The 18713-nt window shown below is 60.1% G+C and carries 18 protein-coding genes; 12 read left to right on the top strand and 6 right to left on the bottom strand.

Features of this window, described 5'->3' with window-relative positions; genetic code table 11:
* Positions 1–111: 111 nt before the first annotated feature.
* Positions 112–2559 (top strand): EAL domain-containing protein, encoded by a 2448-nt coding sequence (locus EHN06_RS03280; RefSeq protein ID WP_127330166.1) that lies wholly within the window; start codon positions 112–114, stop codon positions 2557–2559.
* Between the two features lie 25 nt (positions 2560–2584).
* On the opposite strand, the gene argH is transcribed toward EHN06_RS03280, so the two are convergent.
* Entirely contained in the window at positions 2585–3991 is a 1407-nt protein-coding gene (gene argH / locus EHN06_RS03275; protein ID WP_127330164.1) for an argininosuccinate lyase, read from the bottom strand.
* Positions 3992–4116: 125 nt separating this feature from the next.
* Between argH and EHN06_RS03270 the strand changes: the two genes are divergently transcribed.
* The 6 genes from EHN06_RS03270 to EHN06_RS03245 all read left to right on the top strand — a co-directional run bounded on the left by EHN06_RS03270 (position 4117) and on the right by EHN06_RS03245 (position 10139).
* Complete coding sequence (locus tag EHN06_RS03270) at positions 4117–5190, top strand: sensor histidine kinase (protein ID WP_127330162.1); 1074 nt, start codon at positions 4117–4119, stop codon at positions 5188–5190.
* Positions 5187–5948 carry a LytR/AlgR family response regulator transcription factor gene (locus EHN06_RS03265; protein ID WP_127330160.1) on the top strand — a complete coding sequence of 254 codons (762 nt, stop codon included), beginning with the start codon at positions 5187–5189 and terminating at the stop codon, positions 5946–5948. Before EHN06_RS03270 ends, EHN06_RS03265 begins: the two co-directional genes overlap by 4 nt.
* 105 nt (positions 5949–6053) lie before the next feature.
* The gene (hemC, locus tag EHN06_RS03260; RefSeq protein ID WP_127330158.1) at positions 6054–6995 is read left to right on the top strand and encodes a hydroxymethylbilane synthase; all 942 of its coding nucleotides are present in this window, start codon (positions 6054–6056) and stop codon (positions 6993–6995) included.
* A complete protein-coding gene (locus EHN06_RS03255) occupies positions 6976–7761 on the top strand; it encodes a uroporphyrinogen-III synthase (RefSeq protein ID WP_127330156.1) in 786 nt (261 codons plus the stop codon). Before hemC ends, EHN06_RS03255 begins: the two co-directional genes overlap by 20 nt.
* 27 nt (positions 7762–7788) lie before the next feature.
* Complete coding sequence (locus EHN06_RS03250; protein WP_127330154.1) at positions 7789–8904, top strand: uroporphyrinogen-III C-methyltransferase; 1116 nt, start codon at positions 7789–7791, stop codon at positions 8902–8904.
* Positions 8901–10139: a heme biosynthesis HemY N-terminal domain-containing protein gene (locus tag EHN06_RS03245; protein ID WP_127330152.1), complete on the top strand. Its 1239-nt coding sequence runs from the start codon at positions 8901–8903 to the stop codon at positions 10137–10139. Before EHN06_RS03250 ends, EHN06_RS03245 begins: the two co-directional genes overlap by 4 nt.
* 193 nt (positions 10140–10332) lie before the next feature.
* Here EHN06_RS03245 and EHN06_RS03240 read toward each other — a convergent pair whose 3' ends face one another.
* The 3 genes from EHN06_RS03240 to rho form a co-directional block, all read right to left on the bottom strand.
* Positions 10333–11367, bottom strand: a complete 1035-nt coding sequence (locus tag EHN06_RS03240; protein WP_416332538.1) for a 2Fe-2S iron-sulfur cluster-binding protein — start codon at positions 11365–11367, stop codon at positions 10333–10335.
* Positions 11339–12826 carry a 4-hydroxy-3-polyprenylbenzoate decarboxylase gene (ubiD, locus tag EHN06_RS03235; RefSeq protein ID WP_127330148.1) on the bottom strand — a complete coding sequence of 496 codons (1488 nt, stop codon included), beginning with the start codon at positions 12824–12826 and terminating at the stop codon, positions 11339–11341. The genes EHN06_RS03240 and ubiD overlap by 29 nt, the downstream gene beginning before the upstream one ends.
* 377 nt (positions 12827–13203) lie before the next feature.
* Positions 13204–14466, bottom strand: a complete 1263-nt coding sequence (gene rho / locus EHN06_RS03230; RefSeq protein ID WP_127330146.1) for a transcription termination factor Rho — start codon at positions 14464–14466, stop codon at positions 13204–13206.
* A 19-nt stretch (positions 14467–14485) separates the two neighbouring features.
* Between rho and EHN06_RS03225 the strand changes: the two genes are divergently transcribed.
* From EHN06_RS03225 to EHN06_RS03205, 5 genes are read left to right on the top strand one after another with little or no spacing between them, the layout of a single operon-like run.
* Complete coding sequence (locus EHN06_RS03225; RefSeq protein ID WP_127330144.1) at positions 14486–14797, top strand: hypothetical protein; 312 nt, start codon at positions 14486–14488, stop codon at positions 14795–14797.
* 34 nt (positions 14798–14831) lie between these two features.
* Positions 14832–15404: a molybdenum cofactor biosynthesis protein B gene (moaB, locus tag EHN06_RS03220; protein WP_127330142.1), complete on the top strand. Its 573-nt coding sequence runs from the start codon at positions 14832–14834 to the stop codon at positions 15402–15404.
* A 2-nt stretch (positions 15405–15406) separates the two neighbouring features.
* Positions 15407–16621 carry a gephyrin-like molybdotransferase Glp gene (glp, locus tag EHN06_RS03215; RefSeq protein ID WP_127330140.1) on the top strand — a complete coding sequence of 405 codons (1215 nt, stop codon included), beginning with the start codon at positions 15407–15409 and terminating at the stop codon, positions 16619–16621.
* Between the two features lie 2 nt (positions 16622–16623).
* Entirely contained in the window at positions 16624–16887 is a 264-nt protein-coding gene (gene moaD, locus EHN06_RS03210; RefSeq protein WP_127330138.1) for a molybdopterin converting factor subunit 1, read from the top strand.
* A 1-nt stretch (position 16888) separates the two neighbouring features.
* Positions 16889–17347 carry a molybdenum cofactor biosynthesis protein MoaE gene (locus EHN06_RS03205; protein ID WP_127330136.1) on the top strand — a complete coding sequence of 153 codons (459 nt, stop codon included), beginning with the start codon at positions 16889–16891 and terminating at the stop codon, positions 17345–17347.
* Positions 17348–17561: 214 nt separating this feature from the next.
* Here the strand turns inward: EHN06_RS03205 and mobA are convergent, their stop codons facing one another.
* Together mobA and trxA are read right to left on the bottom strand one after the other, a co-directional pair.
* The gene (mobA, locus tag EHN06_RS03200) at positions 17562–18170 is read right to left on the bottom strand and encodes a molybdenum cofactor guanylyltransferase MobA (protein ID WP_323053017.1); all 609 of its coding nucleotides are present in this window, start codon (positions 18168–18170) and stop codon (positions 17562–17564) included.
* 55 nt (positions 18171–18225) lie between these two features.
* Positions 18226–18552, bottom strand: coding sequence for a thioredoxin TrxA (gene trxA, locus EHN06_RS03195; RefSeq protein WP_012139190.1), 327 nt, complete (start codon positions 18550–18552; stop codon positions 18226–18228).
* Positions 18553–18713: the final 161 nt, after the last annotated feature.

Genomic DNA, 18713 nt, shown 5'->3' with positions numbered 1-18713 from the left:
TTTCCGGTGTCATTATCAGTATGATGGACGCATCGTGGCAAAACCGGCAAAAAAATAAAAGCGGGACATTCTGTACACTCCCGCGGCGAAACAGGCTGAGGCTCACCCGTCGTGAAAGAATTCTTTATCCGTCGTTATCGCTCAGACAACCCTCTGGCAGCGGATCGCCGCACCCTGGTCCGCATAGACGATGAGGGCGTGGTGACGTCCGCGGATCACCACGCCGAAGCAGTACTCGGTTACGACGCCAGCGAACTTGAAGGCCAGCCGGTGCATCGTATTCTCGCGGCACGACAGGACGACCCCTTCGCCCCGGCCAACCGACATCGCATGGAAAGCGGTGAAACGGTGCTGATCACCTTCCGTCACAAGGACGGTTTCTTCTTCACTGCCAGCCTCAGCCTCCGGGTCGATGTAAAGGACTCCGACCAGGCCGCCAGCGCTTACATAGCCCTGCGCGACACTTCCCCCATGGACCATCAGCTGGTGCGCATGGCTGAGTCCGCTGCCGGTTTTGGCATCTGGGAACTGAACATCCGCAACAACAAACTGACCTGGACCGACGGCCTCTACACCCTGCTGGAGCTCCGACCTGGCACAGACATTACCCCGGAGCAGGCCCTGTTCTACTGTCAGACCGGCCAGAACCGAATACGTGCGCTGTTCCGGCGCTGCGTACGCGACGGGCAGCCGTTTTCCATCCGCTTCGACCTGCAGACCGCGAAACAGCAGCACCGCAGGGTGGAGATCACCGGCAAGGCCATTACGAGGGAAAGCGGGCGCATCCACAAGATCGGTGGAACACTGATTGATCACACCCGTGAAATGCACCAAGAGCAGGCGCATCGACAGTCACAGCAACTGTTGACGGCCACCGCCAATGCCACCAACGATCTGGTCGCCAGTGTCGACCAACAGCTCAACCTCGTTTATTTCAACCAGACCTTCAGCCGCCAGTTTGCACACACCTTCGGCCAACTGCCTCGCCCCGGCGGAAACCTGACCGACATGTTGCAGGACTTCCCCAACGAACGTCGGTTGATAGAACGGCTGTGGAAGCGGGCCCTGGAGCGGGACAGCTTTGTAGTGGAAATGCCCCTGGCCCAGCAGAATCGCGACCTTCCGGTTTACGAATTTCATTATCAGAGAGTGGTCAACGAACACGGCGAAGTCACCGGTGCGGTGCACGTGGGCAAGGACATCAGCGCAAGGCTCAACAATGCGTCCAGCAGGGAATACCGCATTCACCACGACCCGGTCACGGGCCTGATGAATCGAAAGGCCTTTGCTGATCGGCTCGGGCGCCTTATCAGGCCACCCCGACGCAAGAATACCACCGATGGACTGTTGTACCTCGACCTGGACGACTTCGATCATATCAACGACGTCTCGGGCAGCGGCACCTGTGACCGCTACCTGCGAGAGCTCGCCAGCAACCTTGGGGTGAGAGTGCGCCAACGTGATGCACTGGCACGTCTGTCCGGCGACACCTTTGCGCTGCTGATCGAGAACTGCCCCGAAGTCCAGACCCGAAAGATTGCCGACAGTATTCTCGAACTGATCGGCGGCTTCGTCTTCGAATGGCAGGGTCAACAATTGCAAACCACCGCCAGCGGCGGACTGCTGATCCTGGACGAAGACTCACCCGATGATCCGGACAAGCTGCTGAGCCAGGCTGCCGACCTGTGTCACACAGCCAAGGCTTCTGGTCGCAATCGTATACACGTGGCCCAGGCCGTCGCCTCTGGCCAGGATGAAGGGGTTGCCGGCAAACTCGTGGAGCAGATCCGTAACGCCCTGGACAACAATCACCTGCTTCTTGAGTACCAGGCCCTGCGACCGGTGGCCAGCGTGACCTGGGGTGACCATATCGAAATCCTGTCGCGGATTCCGGGGGAAACAGCGGAACAGCCCTCGCTGCAACCGGCGGAGTTCCTGCCCGTTGCCGAACGCTTTGATCTCGCCAAGCGACTGGACCGCCAGGTGATTCGTCAGACCATGCAATGGCTTGCCGGCCAGCGGCTGCTGGAGCCGAGGCTGAAATACTGTGGCTTCAACCTGTCCCTGGCCAGCGTGCTGGACGACACGTTCGCCGATTTCATGGCATCGCTCCTGACCGACTCCCCCTTCTCCGCCGAGTGTTTCTGCCTGGAGATCCGCGAATCCCATGCCACCCAATACCCGGACGATGTGGCGGTGTTGTGCGACGCCCTGCATCGGATCGGCTGCCGAGTGGCACTGGATGGCGCTGGCGCTTCGGTAGAAAGTTATAGCCTGGCCGCCAGGCTGCCGGTGGATATCATCAAGCTGGACCGGCGAATGATGCAGCACCTTCACGATGATCCGGTGCAGCAGGTGATGGTCGAGGCACTGCACAAGATTGCCGAGGCTTCTGGCAAAACAACGGTGGCCACCTTTATCGAAAACGATGACACCCTGAGGAAGGTCAGGACGCTGGGCATCCATTATGGGCAGGGCTACCGGCTGTACCGGCCCCGCCCGCTAAAAGAGCTGAAACCGGCCGCCGTGGATCTGACTACCGGGCGAATCGGCGGCTAACCCACCGATTCATCCCGATGTCGGGCTAAAGTTGCTTGCGAGCCCTCGCAACGGCCGCACGGACCTGATCCGGCGCAGTACCACCCAGATGATCCCGGGCCTGAACCGAGCCTTCCAGGGTCAGCACATCGAATACATCCTCGCCGATCACGTCGGAGAAACGGGCCAGCTCGTCCAGGGTCATATCCGACAGGTCGCGATTTTCGGCGACACCAAAGGCGACCGCCTTGCCAACGATTTCATGGGCATCGCGGAACGCCACGCCTTTCTTGACCAGATAATCCGCCAGATCGGTGGCCGTGGAGAAACCGCGCTTGGCCGCCACCCGCATGTTGTCGGCCTTGGCGCGAATGGCCGGGATCATGTCGGCGTAGGCCTTGAGACAGCCCTTGATGGTATCGACGGTGTCGAACAGCGGTTCCTTGTCTTCCTGATTGTCCTTGTTGTAGGCCAGCGGCTGGCTCTTCATCAGGGTCAGCAGGCTGATCAGGTGACCATTGACCCGACCGGTCTTGCCACGGACCAGTTCCGGCACATCCGGATTCTTCTTCTGCGGCATGATGGAAGAGCCGGTGCAGAAACGGTCCGGCAGGTCGATGAAGTCGAACTGGGCGGAGGTCCACAGCACCAGCTCCTCGCTGAAACGGGACAGGTGGGTCATCAGCAGCGCCGCGAAGCTGCAGAACTCGATGGCGAAATCCCGGTCACTGACCGAATCCAGGGAATTCTCGGTAGGGCGGTCAAAGCCGAGCAAACGCGCGGTCATGGCACGGTCGATGGGATAGGTGGTGCCGGCCAGCGCGGCGGCGCCCAGCGGCATGACATTGACCCGTTTGCGGCAGTCCTGCAAACGCTCGCCATCCCGCACCAGCATTTCGTACCAGGCCAGCAGGTGGTGGCCGAAGGTGACTGGCTGAGCGGTTTGCAGGTGGGTGAAACCGGGCATGATGGTGTCCGCCTCACGCTCGGCCAGATCCAGCAGACCGGTTTTCAGCCGCGTCAGTTCCTCGGCGATCACGTCGATCTCGTCGCGCAGGTAGAGGCGGATATCGGTGGCCACCTGGTCGTTACGGCTGCGGCCGGTGTGAAGCTTCTTGCCAGTAATACCAATCCGGTCGGTCAGGCGCGCCTCGATGTTCATGTGCACGTCTTCCAGGCTGACGGACCATTCGAAGGCGCCGGCCTCGATGTCGGCCTTGACGCCCTTCAGCCCCTCGATGATGCTGTCTCGCTCGTCGACGGTCAGCACGCCGACTTCCGCCAGCATGGTCGCGTGGGCAATGGAACCGGTGATGTCGTGATGGTAAAGGCGCTGGTCAAAGCCAACGGACGCGGTGAAGCGTTCCACAAAGGCATCGGTCGGTTCACTGAAGCGACCGCCCCAGGGTTTTTCGGAGCTTGTGCTCTGGTCAGAGTTTTTCTGATCCGTCATGGTCTATCTTTCCTGCTGACAGCCCGGCATTATTTGCGGGGTGAATTAAGGGGTGAATAAGATGATCGCGGGATTATAACATTCCGGCGCGCTCTATTGCGCTCCCTGTTCAGGAAAGAGGTTGGATGACGGCACCACGCAAAAGCAGCGAATTCTATGTACCGGACCTGTGTCGCGTGCGGGCGGTATTCATGCTGCTCATTACCAGCGAACTGATCGTGCTGGTGCTTTCCATCGTTCAGGCCAAAGCAGACTGGATTGACTGGAACTACTTCGGCCTGTTGTCCCTGTTTGTGCAGTGGACAGTACTGACCAGCGCCGCCCTCATTTGCCTGATGCGCAGCTGGCTGGCACAACTGACCGTCACCCGCGCCACCCTCGCGATGGTCACCATCGTACTGCTGGACGTGCTTGCGTTCGGACTGTTCGCCGACAGTGTCCTCTACCCGCAACCAGGCGTCAGCGGCTGGCAGGGAATCGCCAAGAAGCTGTTGCTGGCGCTGTTGATTACGCTGATGGTACTGCGTTATTTCTATCTTCAGCATCAGTGGCAGCAGCAGCGGGAGGCTGAAATGCAGGCTCGCCTGGCCGCCCTGCAGGCGCGAATTCATCCCCACTTCCTGTTCAACAGCATGAACACCATAGCCAGTCTTATCGCCATCAATCCGGAGCGGGCCGAGGATGCGGTGCTGGACCTGTCGGAACTGTTTCGCGCCAGCCTGCGGGCCGAAGACCGCCTGATTCCACTGAAAGATGAGCTGGAGCTGTGCCGGCGCTACCTGGATATCGAGGCCCTGCGACTTGGCGACCGGCTGACCCTGCAATGGGATATTGCAGCGGACCTGGAAAAACAGGCGATCCCGCCTCTGACCTTGCAACCGTTGCTGGAAAACGCCATCTACCATGGCATCCAGCCACGTCCGGAGGGCGGCACCGTCAAGCTGGAAGCCTCCCGGCGCGGGAATTTTGTCTATATCATGGTGCAGAATCCGCGACCGGATTCCACCATCAGCAAACACGATGGCAATCGCATGGCCCTTGCCAATATTCAGTCAAGATTGCAGGCTCTGTTTGGTGACGAGGCCGTTCTCAAGCACAGCCATCAGAACGACGTATACACGGTTACCCTGAGGTTACCCCGCAGGACCGCCAACCACTCTGCCGGACCAGACATCGAAGGATCACGAAACGGAGAATGACAGCCACAGCCCCCACCATCCGCAAGGTACTCATCGCCGATGACGAACCCCTGGCCCGGGACCGGCTACGGCGCCTGATCCGGGACATACCCGGCTACAGCGTATGTGGCGAGGCTGCAGACGGCGACAGCGCCCTGCGCCAGGTCGCGGAACTGGATCCGGATATCCTGTTACTGGATATCCGTATGCCGGGTACCGATGGCATGGATGCAGCCACCGCCATCAACCAGTTGGACCACCCGCCCGCGATCATTTTCTGCACCGCTTACGACCACTACGCGATCCAGGCATTTGATGTCAGTGCTGCGGCGTACCTGCTCAAACCCGTACGCCGCGAAGCTCTGAGCGAGGCGCTCGCCCGCTCCGGCCAGGTCAATCGCGTCCAGCAGCAAACCCTGGCTGCCCGTGAGACCCAGGGCGCCGGTCAGCTCGCGATCAAGACCCATCGCGGGACCGAGTTGATCGACATCGGGGCAATCCTCTACTGCGAGGCTGACCAGAAATACGTCACCATTCATCATACCCGGGGCGAAACCGTCTCCGATTACACTTTGAAAGAACTGGAGCAAAGCCACCCGAGATCATTGCTGCGCATTCATCGTCATACTCTTGTCGGGGTGGGCTTCATCCAGGCCCTCACGCGTGACGGTCAGGGCCACAGCTCGGTTGTTTTACGGGACGAGCTGGGCGAATTGCCAGTCAGCCGCCGCCATACCAGCGCGGTCCGGCAATGGCTGCAGGAGCATCAGCCGGGTTGATGCTCGCCATGAACACAGGGCAGGGTTACACGGTGCAGTGGCGGGACTTTTTCGCCACTTCGAGGTAACCTTGACGGACAATTTTCCAAACCGGCAACGTTCACCATGTCAAAACGAACTCTGCGTATCGCGACCCGCAGCAGTGCCCTGGCGCTGTGGCAGGCCGAATTCATCAAATCCGAACTGGAGCGGCTCCACGACAACATCACCGTGGAGCTGGTCAAGATCAAGACCCAGGGCGACAAGATTCTCGACGTCCCGCTTGCCAAGATTGGCGGCAAGGGTCTGTTCGTGAAGGAACTGGAAGAGGCCATGCTCGATGGCCGTGCAGACCTGGCGGTGCATTCCATGAAGGATGTTCCCATGGAGTTTCCCGAAGGCCTGGATCTGGTCGCCATCTGCGAACGGGAAGACCCCACCGACGCCTTTGTCAGCAACCATCACGACACCGTCGACGCCCTGCCTCAGGGTGCCGTGGTGGGTACCGCCAGCCTGCGCCGGGAAGCCCAGTTACGAGCCTACCGACCAGACCTGCAAATCCGCGTATTGCGGGGCAACGTCAATACCCGCTTGGCGAAACTGGACGCCGGCGAGTACGACGCCATTGTGCTGGCCAGCTCGGGCCTGAAGCGCCTGGGCTTCCACGACCGCATTCGCTACTGCCTGCCGGATTCCATCTCCCTGCCTGCCGTCGGACAAGGCGCCCTGGGCATCGAATGCCGGGTGAATGATTCCGAACTGCTGGCCATGCTGGCGCCACTGAACCACCAGGACACCTCAGACCGCGTCAGGGCGGAACGTGCCCTGAACCGCCGTCTGCAAGGCGGCTGCCAGGTGCCCATTGCCGCCTACGCCCTGCTCGAAGACAAGGACACGATCTGGCTCAGAGGATTGGTCGGTGCGGTCGACGGCACGCAGATTTTCCGCGTGGAAGGCCGCGCACCCAGGGCGGAGGGTGAGCGCCTTGGCCGCGAGCTGGCCGAAGATCTCCTGGCCATGGGCGCCGACAAGGTACTGGCTGAAATCTATGGCCACACCCCAACCTGATCCCCATTCCCTGGCCGGCCGGCGAATCCTTATCTGCCGGCCGGAACCGGAAGCCTCCCGGCTGGCCCGCTGCTTTCGCGAAGCTGGTGCCGACGCCCGGGTACTGCCGTTAATCGAGCGCGAACCGTTACCGGAGACACCGGAAACCCGTACCCTGATCCAGGATCTCGATCACTACTCCCACGTCATCGCCGTGAGCCCCTACGCCGCCTCCCTGTTTATGGTCCTGGCCGACAACTGGTGGCCCCAGCTGCCAACGGGGATCCGCTGGTACGGTGTCGGCCGGGGCACCGCAGCGGTACTGGCCCGCCACGGCCTCAGCCCGCGCGTGCCAACCAACGGCTGGACCAGCGAGGCCCTGCTGGCGCTGCCGTCCCTGCAACGGTTCAGCGGCGAGAAGGTCCTGCTGGTAAGGGGCGAGGACGGGCGTGAGCTGATCCACCAGACACTCAGTGATCGCGGGGCCAGGGTCAGCGTATTACCACTGTACCGGCGGTATCAGCCACACCATGATGCCGCCACGCTGGACAAAGCCCTGCTATGCTTCCTACCGGAGGCCGTGATCACACTGTCGGGGGAAACATTGAACAATCTCATCGCACTGAGTGAGAATACCGGCCATAATCTCGAAAAAACATTGCTGGTGGTGCCTGCCAGCCGGGTCGCTGATCAGGCCCGTCAGGCGGGGCTGGATAGAATTTGTATACCGGAAAGCCTTGCCGACAACGACATCGTGGCGACCGTCGCACAAGAACTGGACGGCTGATGGTTGCCCCGTAAATACCAAGTAAGGATGCCTGTGACTGAATCAAACACACAACTGCCCGCCGCCATCCCCCAGGATAAGCCCGCTCAGAAGAAGCTCTGGCCCCTGTGGCTGATCTCACTACTTGCTCTCGCCCTGATCATCGCTCTCGCCCTCTGGAGCTGGCAACAATGGAATGACCGCCAGGCGTTGCAGCAGGCCCTGGACAATATCCGTGGTGACGTATCCAGACTGGACAGCCAATACGGCACACGGGGCAGCGAGCAGGGCGAAAGGATCCGCGCACTGGAAGACAAACTGGCGGACCAGCGGGAACTGATTGCCACCCAGCAACGCCAGATCGACCATAACGCCCGGGAACTGCTGGAAGCCGGCAATCGCACCCGTACCGACTGGCTGCTGGCCGAAGCCGAATACCTGCTGCGGGTCGCCAATCAGCGCCTGCTGATCGAGAAGGACATCGGCGGTGCCCTGGCGGCGCTGCAAGCCGGCGACGAAGTGCTGGCCGAATCCGACGACATTGGCGTATACCCGGTACGACAGCAACTGGCCAAAGAAATCCTTTCCCTCAAGGGCATTGCCGATGTCGATCGCACCGGCCTCTATCTCACCCTGGAAGCCGCCATCGACAGCGTTAACCGACTGACAGACGATGCACTGGTCAATGAGCGGGCGCCTGGATTTGTCGCCACTGCGGACGCAGCCCTGGGCGACAACCCCGAAGGCGAACCCGGACTGTTCAGCCAGGGCTGGACCAAGGTCAAGAACACGCTGGCAAACGTGGTGGTGGTTCGCCGCCTGGACGAACCGGTCAAACCCCTGCTTTCTCCCGATCAGAGCGCGTACGCCCGCCTTAACCTGCAACTGATGCTGGAAGAAGCGGAAATGGCCGTCCTTCGCGGTCACCAGGAGCTCTATGACCGCGCACTGACCAAGGCCGGCAACGCCATTGCCGACTGGTATGACAACACCAACCCACAGGTCGCTGCACTCACCCAGACCCTGGACGAGCTCCGGGGCAGAAACATCGACCCGCAACTGCCGGACATCAGCCGCTCCCTGGAACTGTTGAAAGCCCGACTGGAAGGCCGCCGGGGCACGACCACCAACAGCGATAATGGGGAAGAGGAGAGCGAATCATGATTCGCCTCCTGCTGATCATTCTCGTTGCCCTGCTGATTGGTACCGGGCTGTCCATGGGGCTCGAATACGACCTCGGCTATATCCGCATCAGCCTGGGTCATTATTTGATCGAGACTAACTTCTGGGTCGGACTGGCACTGTTGGTGGCGGTGGTGGTGCTGTCGATACTCACCATCAACCTGATACGCCGTTTTCGTCACGGCACTGGCCTGATGGCTGGCTGGCTCGCCCGCAGCAACCAACGACGCGCCCGCCGCCGCACAACCCAGGGACTGTTGGCCCTGGCCGAAGGCAACTGGCCCCGCGCCCGCAAGCTGCTGACATCCTCCGCCAATCATGCCGACACCCCGCTGATCAATTACCTGGCGGCGGCACAGGCCGCATTCGAGTCGGGCGACCATGATTCGGTCGATGAACTGCTGCGGGCAGCGTTCGAAAGCACTCCGGGATCAGACATGGCCGTCGGCATCACCCAGGCCCAACTGCAACTGGCAGGCAACCGCCTGGAACAGGCCTTGGCCACCCTGATCCGTCTGCGCAAACAGGCACCCAACCACCCTTTCGTACTGAAGTTGCTGAAGAATACCTACCTGCGACTGGAAGACTGGCGCGAACTGTCCAAACTGTTGCCGGAAATGCGCAAGCGCAACCTCCTCGCCCCGGACGAAGTGGAAACCCTGGAACGCACCGTCTGGCAAAACCTGCTGCAACAGGCCGCGGAAGACTGCCGCCGCCAGACCGGGACGGATTCGGCGTCACTTGAACCGCTGACGCGCCTGTGGGACGAGTTGCCCGGCGTACTTCGCCGGGACGAGCATACCATTCGCGAATACGCCCGCCTGCTCGCCGCCCTGGGTGACGAAGCGCAATCGGAAACCCTGTTGAGGAAGGTGCTGCGCAACCACTGGAGCGACGAGCTGATCAATCTCTATGGCCGGATCAAAGGCCACAAACCGGATGAACAACTGCTCGTCGCCGAACAATGGCTGAAGGACCGCCCCAATAACGCCGAGCTGTTGCTGGCTCTGGGACGCCTGAGCCTGAGAAACGAACTGTGGGGCAAGGCCAGAGAATATTTCGAGACCAGTCTGCATTTGCGCCGCAGCCGCGAGACCCTGGCGGAACTGAGCCGGCTGAATGCCCATATGGGCGAAGAGGACACCAGCGTGAAGTTGCTGATGCAGGGGCTGCTGAAGGACAGCGAACTGCCCGATCTGCCGATGCCTAAGGCCTAACTATCGTTCGATCTCTGTAGCCCGCTTTTACGCAGGTTGGCCCCGAGGTGGGGTGCCGTTTCTTATGGGAAAAGAACTCGCTGCGCTCAGACACCTTTGTCCCGCCAGAAAAGGCACCCCACCCCGAGACCAGTTTGACATTAGTGATATCGCCTTTGTCGGATTACGCTTTGCTAATCCGACAAACCAAAGATCAGCCCCTCGGCGCGTACTCCAGAACGTCGGAGAAAAACGCCGCCTCCGGCAAGCCTGCCTCAATCAGGGCATCCATCAGCGTATACACCATGGTCGGCGATCCGCTGGCATGCACTTCCACGTTCTTCCAGTCCATGCCTGACGCCAGCACCGCCCGCACCAACTGGTCGTGGTGGCCAGCCCAGTCGTTGTCCTCGTCATCACCAACCACGGGCAGGAACGTAAACGGCGGCCAGTCCTGCTCCCATTGCTGGGCCAGGGAGCGCAGGTACATGTCTTCATGGCGGCGCACGCCCCAGTAGAGTTTGACCGGCTGCTGGTAGCTGGTCGTCCTCAGGTAATCCACCAGGCTTTTCATCTGGGCAAAGCCGGTGCCGGCCGCCACCAGCAGCAGCGGTCTTTCCGGTGCTGCGGCCAGACAGGCCTTGCCGTGGGGAAGCTCAACGGTGACATCATTCCCCGAGGTCAGCGCTTCGATCACCTTCTGCGCCGAGATCCAGTCCGGCGAGGCCTGGATATGCAGCTCAATGTTCGCCTCGGATGGACTGCTGGCGATGGAGAAGTAGCAGGGATCGGCATCCGGCAGATTGACCGACAGATACTGACCGGCATGAAACGACAGATCACGCCGACGGGGCAGTTGAAGCTCGACCCGGTATACGTCGTGGCTGATGGAGCGGACGTCCACCACTTTTGCCTGATACTTGCGAGGCTGATTGGTTCCTGCTGCCATAACGGCGGTTATCTCCAGTTCCAGGTCCCCGAGCGCGAGGGTTCGGCACATCATCAAAGGCTCGTTGACCATGATCGTCTGTTGGTTGCGGGTGTTCAATGCGTTGCCGGCCAGTAGTCGCGCTTCGCAGATTTCGCACACCCCATTGCGGCAGGCGGCGGGCACGGCTATGCCCGCATCGGCTGCGGCATCGAGCAAGTCGGTTTCCGGGTCGACGGTGCAAGTCAATCCGGACGGTTTCAGGACAACCCGATACACGTTGCTGTTCCTATCACTCGGGGCGATCCGGCGAAGTTTCAATCCCCAGGCTATCCCAGAGCTCATCCACCCGCTGTTTGACCTCGTCGGTCATAGTGATCGGAGTACCCCACTCCCGATCGGTCTCACCGGGCCATTTGTTGGTGGCGTCCATCCCCATCTTCGAGCCAAGACCAGATACCGGCGAGGCAAAGTCCAGATAATCAATCGGCGTACTCTCTACCATCGTGGTGTCACGGGCCGGGTCCATCCGGGTGGTCATCGCCCAGATCACGTCTTTCCAGTCCCGGGCGTTCACATCGTCATCCGTGACAATCACGAACTTGGTGTACATGAACTGCCGCAAAAAAGACCATACCCCCATCATCACCCGTTTGGCATGGCCTGGGTACTGTTTCTTCATGGTCACCACTGCAAGGCGGTAGGAGCAACCTTCCGGGGGCAGATAGAAGTCCACAATCTCCGGAAACTGCTTCTGCAGAATCGGGATAAAGACTTCGTTCAGCGCCACTCCGAGAATCGCCGGCTCATCGGGCGGACGGCCGGTGTAGGTGCTGTGATAAATCGGGTCCTTGCGATGGGTAATCCGCTCCACGGTGAACACCGGGAACCGGTCCACTTCGTTGTAGTAACCGGTGTGGTCCCCAAACGGCCCTTCCGGGGCGATGTCGTCCGGATAGATAAACCCTTCCAGCACAATCTCCGCACTCGCCGGCACCTGCAGGTCGCTGAGACCACACTGGACCAGTTCCGTACGCCCGCCCCGCAACAGACCTGCAAAGGCGTACTCGGACAGGGTATCCGGCACCGGAGTCACAGCACCCAGGATAGTGGCCGGATCGGCGCCCAGGGCAACCGCCACCGGATAGGGTTTGCCCGGGTTGGCTTTCTGGAACTCCTGAAAATCCAGCGCACCGCCGCGATGACTGAGCCAACGCATAATCAGCCGATTACGACCAATCACCTGCTGACGGTAGATCCCCAGATTCTGGCGTTCCTTATGGGGGCCACGGGTGATCACCAGCGGCCAGGTCACCAGCGGACCGGCATCGCCGGGCCAGCAGTGCTGAACCGGAATCTGGTACAGGTCCACCTGATCTTTTTCAATCACCACGTCCTGACAAGGCGCGGAACGCAACACCTTCGGACTCATACGCATGACCTGCCGGAACAGCGGCAGTTTTTCGATGGCGTCCTTGAAGCCCTTGGGGGGATCCGGCTCCTTCAGAAAGGCCAGCAGCTTGCCAATCTCCCGAAGCGCAGTGACGTTGTCCTGCCCCATACCCAACGCCACCCGTTTCGGCGTACCAAACAGGTTGGCCAGCACTGGCATGTCGTAACCTTTCGGATTTTCGAACAACAACGCAGGACCACCCGCCCGCAGGGTGCGGTCGCAGATTTCGGTCATTTCCAGATGGGGGTCAACTTCGACGGAAATACGCTTGAGCTCGCCCAGCTTTTCCAGCTGACCGATAAAATCTCGCAGGTCGTTATATTTCATTGGGTGCTCCGTTTGCTGTCCGGGTTACTACGGAGGTTGACCGTTTGTGGACCTTTGGCTGTTGGGGCATGTGGTTGGTGTCTGTTGGTTTTGGGGGTGGAACGGTGTATGGGGCAATGCTCCAAAACGGGAACCGTGGCTTCCCTGACTGTTTTGGAGCATTGCCCCATACCCCGTTCTTCAAACCTAAGAGTTAACTGCACTGGACCTTGGAGCGCGCAGGGCGCCTGGTCGGTGTTGTCGGGGGCTTCCTCCGGAGACCGTGTCTTGCCAGGGATGGCAAGACCGAGCCCCCAGGGATGGGTTTACGGCGTGTCTCCGGAGGAAGCCCCCGACAACGCCCGCCCCCCACGATCCGGTGCGCTTTATGACTCCGATCAACGACGTTTCATGGACTGGAAGAATTCGTCGTTGGTCTTGGTGTCTTTCAGCTTGTCCAGCAGGAACTCGATGGCGGCGGTGTCGTCATCCATGGAGTGCAGCAGCTTGCGCAGGATCCAGACGCGCTGGATATCGGCCTCGGACATCAGCAGATCCTCACGACGGGTGCCGGAGCTGCGGATGTTGATCGCCGGATAGGTACGCTTCTCGGCAATTTTGCGGTCCAGGTGCACCTCCATGTTACCGGTGCCCTTGAACTCCTCGTAGATGACCTCGTCCATCTTGGAACCGGTGTTCACCAGCGCCGTGGCAAGGATGGTCAGACTGCCGCCTTCTTCCACGTTACGGGCCGCACCGAAGAAACGCTTGGGCTTCTCAAGGGCATGGGCGTCCACACCACCGGTCAGCACCTTGCCCGAGGAGGGAATCACGGTGTTGTAGGCGCGGGCCAGACGGGTGATGGAATCCAGCAGGATCACCACGTCTTTCTTGTGCTCGACCAGGCGCTTGGCCTTTTCGATCACCATTTCCGCCACCTGGACGTGACGAGCTGGCGGCTCGTCAAAGGTGGAGGCGATGACCTCACCACGAACGGTGCGCTGCATCTCCGTCACTTCTTCCGGGCGCTCGTCGATGAGCAGCACCATGACATGGCACTCCGGGTTGTTGCGGGTGATGGACTGGGCAATGCTCTGCATCAACAGCGTTTTACCAGCCTTGGGCGGGGAGACGATCAGGCCACGCTGCCCCTTGCCGATGGGCGCCACCAGATCCAGAACCCGGGAGGAGAGATCCTCGGTGCTGCCGTTGCCGGCTTCGAGCATAAGACGCTCGTCCGGAAACAGCGGCGTGAGGTTCTCGAACAGAATCTTGTTTCGGGCATTGTCCGGCTTGTCGAAGTTAATCTCGTTAACTTTCAGCAGGGCAAAGTAACGCTCGCCGTCTTTCGGCGGGCGTATCTTGCCGGCCACGGTGTCACCGGTTCGCAGGTTGAAACGGCGAATCTGGCTTGGCGATACGTAGATATCGTCGGGTCCGGCAAGGTATGAGGCATCGGCGGAACGGAGGAAGCCGAAACCATCCTGCAGAATTTCCAGTACGCCATCACCATAGATGTCTTCGCCGCTTTTGGCATGCTTCTTCAGGATCGTGAAGATGACATCCTGTTTGCGCGAACGAGCCAGGTTATCAAGGCCCATCTCTTGCGCAATATCGAGCAATTCGGGCACGGACTTCTGCTTGAGTTCAGTAAGGTTCATAGGTTGTTAGATTTTCGGAATGGAAGTAAACGAATATTGGAATGACAGGAATGCCCCTGAACGAGTTGGTCGGGTGCTAGTTGAACTTGGTGCTGGCCAGATGGAGCAACCGGTAAAGATGAAAGCCGGAAAAGTACTGAAGCCAGAGACAGGAAGAACAACCGTTCGCCGGGCAACACGGATAATCGGCCACCTGACCCGTGAATGTCAAGTGATGCTGCGCAAATTTACACCAATTGCCATGCGCAGAGTGGAAAATACCACCTCAATCGCCCTCCTCCCTCTGATGGAATACTCCTCTTCCATTCATCCTCCGCTATGGGGATACTGACCCCAATCAGTGATTTAATCTGCGGAGTGACACCATGAGCAGCGAGAAAAGCAGCGAACTCAAGCCCCTGAACATCGCCATCCTGACGGTATCCGACACCCGTGGAGCCGATGAGGACACATCCGGCCAGTTCCTTGAGGACAACGTTGTTGAGGCTGGTCACCACCTGATCGCACGCCGCATTCTCCCGGACGACGTGTATCTGGTTCGTGCGTTGATGTCGGGGTGGATCGCCGATCCGGACATTCACGCGATTATCATTACCGGCGGAACAGGGTTCCATGAGCGCGACAGCACTCCGGAAGCCGTCGCTCCACTACTGGATAAAACCATTGACGGCTTTGGCGAGGAATTCCGCCGACTGTCCGCAGCGGAAATTGGCACTTCCACGATTCAGTCCCGTGCGTTCGGTGGCCTCGCCAACCATACGGTCATTTTCTGCCTGCCCGGATCGACCGGCGCGTGCCGTACCGGTTGGAATGGCATTCTCAGTACGCAGTTGGACAGTCGCTATGGCCCCTGTAACTTTTCGGCACTGGCCCTGCGTAAACCGGATCGCCCCCATCATCGCCTGCATGAAAAGATTGGTAACCGGGGGCAACGGTAGCCATGGCGGGTCAACACTTAACACCCGTCGAAGATGCGGTCTCGCACATACTGGCGCAGGCGACGGCACTGGCCGGGTCGGAGACCGTACCGCTGGCTGACAGTCTTGGCAGGGTGCTGGCAGAGGATCTCCTCGTACCGGCGGATGTGCCGCCGGCGGACAACAGCGCGGTGGATGGTTACGCCCTGAGAACAGAGGATTTCGTTGCCAATCAGCCTTTGCCAGTGTCAGCCCGGGTACCGGCAGGGCAGGCCCCGGCAGCGATTAAGCCCGGAACAGCCGTACGCATCTTTACCGGTTCGGAGATTCCAGAGGGCGCAAACGCAGTGGTCATGCAGGAACGGGCGGACGTGTCGGATGCCGGCGTTGTTATCCGTGCCGATGTCAGCGATGGACAGAACATCCGCCGCCGCGGACAGGATCTGACCCGGGGCGACCTGGCGCTGGCCCGGGGCACCCGCATACGTCCCCAGGAAATGGGGCTGCTGGCCTCCATGGGCACAGCCCGGGTGCCAGTGCGCCCCCGCCTGAAAGTGGCTGTCCTGAGCACGGGCGATGAACTGGTTGAGCCAGGGGTGGCCCTGAAGCCCGGACAGATCTATAACACCAACCGGTTTACGTTGCTCGGCCTGCTGGCCGAAACCGGCTGTGACGTGGTGCTGTGTGAAACGCTCCGGGACAACCGCGAAGCGACCCAGGCAACCCTCAAGCGTGCTGCCAGTGAGGCGGATCTGGTGATCACCAGCGGCGGCGTTTCCGTGGGCGAAGAGGATCACGTACGGGCGGTGCTGGAATCCTCTGGTGAACTGTCACTGTGGCGCATGGCAATCAAGCCGGGCAAACCGCTGGCCTTTGGCTCCTTCGAAGGCACGCCGGTTCTGGGCTTGCCGGGCAATCCGGCGGCGGTATTGGTCACCTTCCTGGTGGTGGGAATCCCATACATCCGCAAGCGTCAGGGCGTCACTGATTACCGTGTTTACGGTGAACAGTTGCCCGCAGCTTTCAGTGTCGATTCAGCCTCTGTTCGCAAGGAGTTTGTCCGGGCGCGGAAGGAGATCCATGATCAGCAAGTCATGGTGGCAGCTTACCCGAACCAGAGTTCCGGGATGTTGAGTTCCGCCTGCTGGGCCGACGGTTTGGCGGTGGTACCGGAACACACAGCCATCATCCCCGGTGATATAATTACATATTATTCCTTTGCGGAACTTCTGGGGTAACCATGGGTAACGAAAACACCGTGATCGTTCGCTTCTTTGCCCGCCTGCGGGAAGAGCTGGAGACCGACAGCCTCACACTGCCGGCACGGCCTGACACCACCGCCGGCCAGGTGCTGTCCGAGCTGGCAGCGAAAGGCGGTCCGTGGGCGCAGCTGGATGGCGATCAGCCGGTGATGATTGCGGTCAACCAGGCCATGGCCAGGCCGGAAACACGGCTCAAGGCGGGGGATGAGGTGGCGTTTTTCCCGCCGGTGACGGGAGGCTGACATGGACTATTCCGTTTCTGTGCAGCAAGAAGATTTCGATGTCGCTGCAGAGTACCAGACACTGAGGGGCAGTGGCGCCGGCACCGGCGCGATTGCGACGTTTACCGGCCTGGTGCGGGACAGCGGCGATCTGCAGGGCGTGACAGGGTTGTTTCTGGAACATTATCCGGGGATGACGGAGCAGGTCATCGAAGATCTGATTGAGCAGGCGGCCGAGCGCTGGGATGTGCGCAAGGCGCGGGTGGTTCACCGGGTGGGTGAGCTGGCGCTTTCTGACCAGATCGTGTTTGTGGGGGTGTGCAGTGCCCACCGTGGCGATGCCTTTGCGGCCTGCGCGTTCATTATGGACGCTCTGAAGACGTCGGCGCCGTTCTGGAAGAAGGAGATTACGGAATCCGGGGAGCACTGGGTAGAGCAGAAAGATGCTGATTTGGCTCGTAGTCAGGGATGGGAGTTGTAGGCTTTCTGCTGGCCTTTTACTGTGAGCATGGCGACCAGTCAGCAGGCAGGATGCTTGCCGGAGTATGGCGGTCGGCCATCAAGTCGGAACGGCTTCCCGAAAAACGCTTTGAATACGTCCGTGTACGCTTGGGCTCCGCCATCCATGGCTCCGCACATTTTCGGGAAGCCGTTCCGACTTGATGGCCTAGTTTTCAGTTGTCTACGACATTCCCTCAGATATCCGTTAAGTCTTCCGGGCGGTTCCTGTTATTGAACGCCTGAGCTGCATCTTCGCAATTTACTTTTATCGCTCCAGCCGCCTCCGCGAAAACCATCACCCGGCGATTGCCTTCCTGTAACTGCCTTCCCAGAAACGGTGCCAACGACACCGGAAAGACACCGTGTAGCGGATGCGCCCTGCCCCCGCACTCGGCGATGACGGGGTTTTCCGGGATTTCCCGCCAAGCATCCACCAGATGAGACAGTACCTCAGGCGTTATTTCCGGGGTGTCGCAGGGGCAGACCAGTACCGCATCGGCGCCGAGGGCTTCGGCTTGTTTCAGGCCGGTTAGCAGGCCTACCAGGGGGCCTTGTCCACGGAGGGTGTCGGGGTCTTCGAAGACCTGCCCTGGTGCCAGCTGTCGGTAGTCTTCCAGGGAACGGTTGGCGCTGATCAGGACGGGGGTGGTGACGGATTTGAGGGCGTCGTACACCCAGGCGGCCATGGGGCGGCCGTTCCAGGGGACCATGCCTTTGTCGCGGCCTCCGAGGCGGCGGCCTTCGCCTCCGGCCAGCAGCAGGCCGGCGATGTGTTTGCGATCACTGTGTTTTGTCATGGCCATAAAAAACCGCCCGTGAACGTGGGTTCAGGGGCGGCTTCGGGCGTCCGGTCAGCAATCAGAGGTTGCTGTCCAGGAAGGCCGCCAGTTGGGACTTGGACAGTGCACCCACTTTGGTGGCGTCCACGTTGCCGTTCTTGAACAGCATCAGGGTGGGAATGCCGCGGATGTTGAACTTGGGCGGAGTCTGTTCGTTTTCGTCGATGTTCAGCTTGCAGATTTTCAGCTTGCCGTCGTATTCATCGGCGATCTCTTCCAGTACCGGGGCGATCATCTTGCAGGGGCCGCACCACTCTGCCCAGTAGTCCACCAGTACGGGTACGTCAGACTGCAGGACGTCCTGCTCAAAAGATGCGTCAGTTACGTTTACGATATTTCCGCTCATTACCATTTCCTGATTCAGGCACTTCTCACTCTCGATACCAGATGGCTACCACCTGGTATTCTACGGCCCATGCCGCGGCGATCGGTGCTGTTGAACGTTGCTGAAGGCTGCGTTCTGTTCAAAAAGCAGCCGTTCACCCTCATCTCAATACGCCATACTTT

Source organism: Marinobacter sp. NP-4(2019) (assembly GCF_003994855.1).
In the GTDB taxonomy this organism is placed as follows: domain Bacteria; phylum Pseudomonadota; class Gammaproteobacteria; order Pseudomonadales; family Oleiphilaceae; genus Marinobacter.
The sequence above is the reverse complement of the archived record's forward strand: the minus strand, read 5'-3'. Positions and strand labels throughout refer to the sequence as shown.

Coding starts and splice junctions, on each gene's coding strand:
- argH (WP_127330164.1), bottom strand. CDS start 3,991: ATGACGGATCAGAAAAACTCTGACCAGAGCACAAGCTCCGAAAAACCC.
- EHN06_RS03270 (WP_127330162.1), top strand. CDS start 4,117: ATGACGGCACCACGCAAAAGCAGCGAATTCTATGTACCGGACCTGTGT.
- EHN06_RS03265 (WP_127330160.1), top strand. CDS start 5,187: ATGACAGCCACAGCCCCCACCATCCGCAAGGTACTCATCGCCGATGAC.
- hemC (WP_127330158.1), top strand. CDS start 6,054: ATGTCAAAACGAACTCTGCGTATCGCGACCCGCAGCAGTGCCCTGGCG.
- EHN06_RS03255 (WP_127330156.1), top strand. CDS start 6,976: ATGGCCACACCCCAACCTGATCCCCATTCCCTGGCCGGCCGGCGAATC.
- EHN06_RS03250 (WP_127330154.1), top strand. CDS start 7,789: ATGCCTGTGACTGAATCAAACACACAACTGCCCGCCGCCATCCCCCAG.
- EHN06_RS03245 (WP_127330152.1), top strand. CDS start 8,901: ATGATTCGCCTCCTGCTGATCATTCTCGTTGCCCTGCTGATTGGTACC.
- ubiD (WP_127330148.1), bottom strand. CDS start 12,826: ATGAAATATAACGACCTGCGAGATTTTATCGGTCAGCTGGAAAAGCTG.
- rho (WP_127330146.1), bottom strand. CDS start 14,466: ATGAACCTTACTGAACTCAAGCAGAAGTCCGTGCCCGAATTGCTCGAT.
- EHN06_RS03225 (WP_127330144.1), top strand. CDS start 14,486: ATGGAAGTAAACGAATATTGGAATGACAGGAATGCCCCTGAACGAGTT.
- moaB (WP_127330142.1), top strand. CDS start 14,832: ATGAGCAGCGAGAAAAGCAGCGAACTCAAGCCCCTGAACATCGCCATC.
- glp (WP_127330140.1), top strand. CDS start 15,407: ATGGCGGGTCAACACTTAACACCCGTCGAAGATGCGGTCTCGCACATA.
- moaD (WP_127330138.1), top strand. CDS start 16,624: ATGGGTAACGAAAACACCGTGATCGTTCGCTTCTTTGCCCGCCTGCGG.
- EHN06_RS03205 (WP_127330136.1), top strand. CDS start 16,889: ATGGACTATTCCGTTTCTGTGCAGCAAGAAGATTTCGATGTCGCTGCA.
- mobA (WP_323053017.1), bottom strand. CDS start 18,170: ATGGCCATGACAAAACACAGTGATCGCAAACACATCGCCGGCCTGCTG.
- trxA (WP_012139190.1), bottom strand. CDS start 18,552: ATGAGCGGAAATATCGTAAACGTAACTGACGCATCTTTTGAGCAGGAC.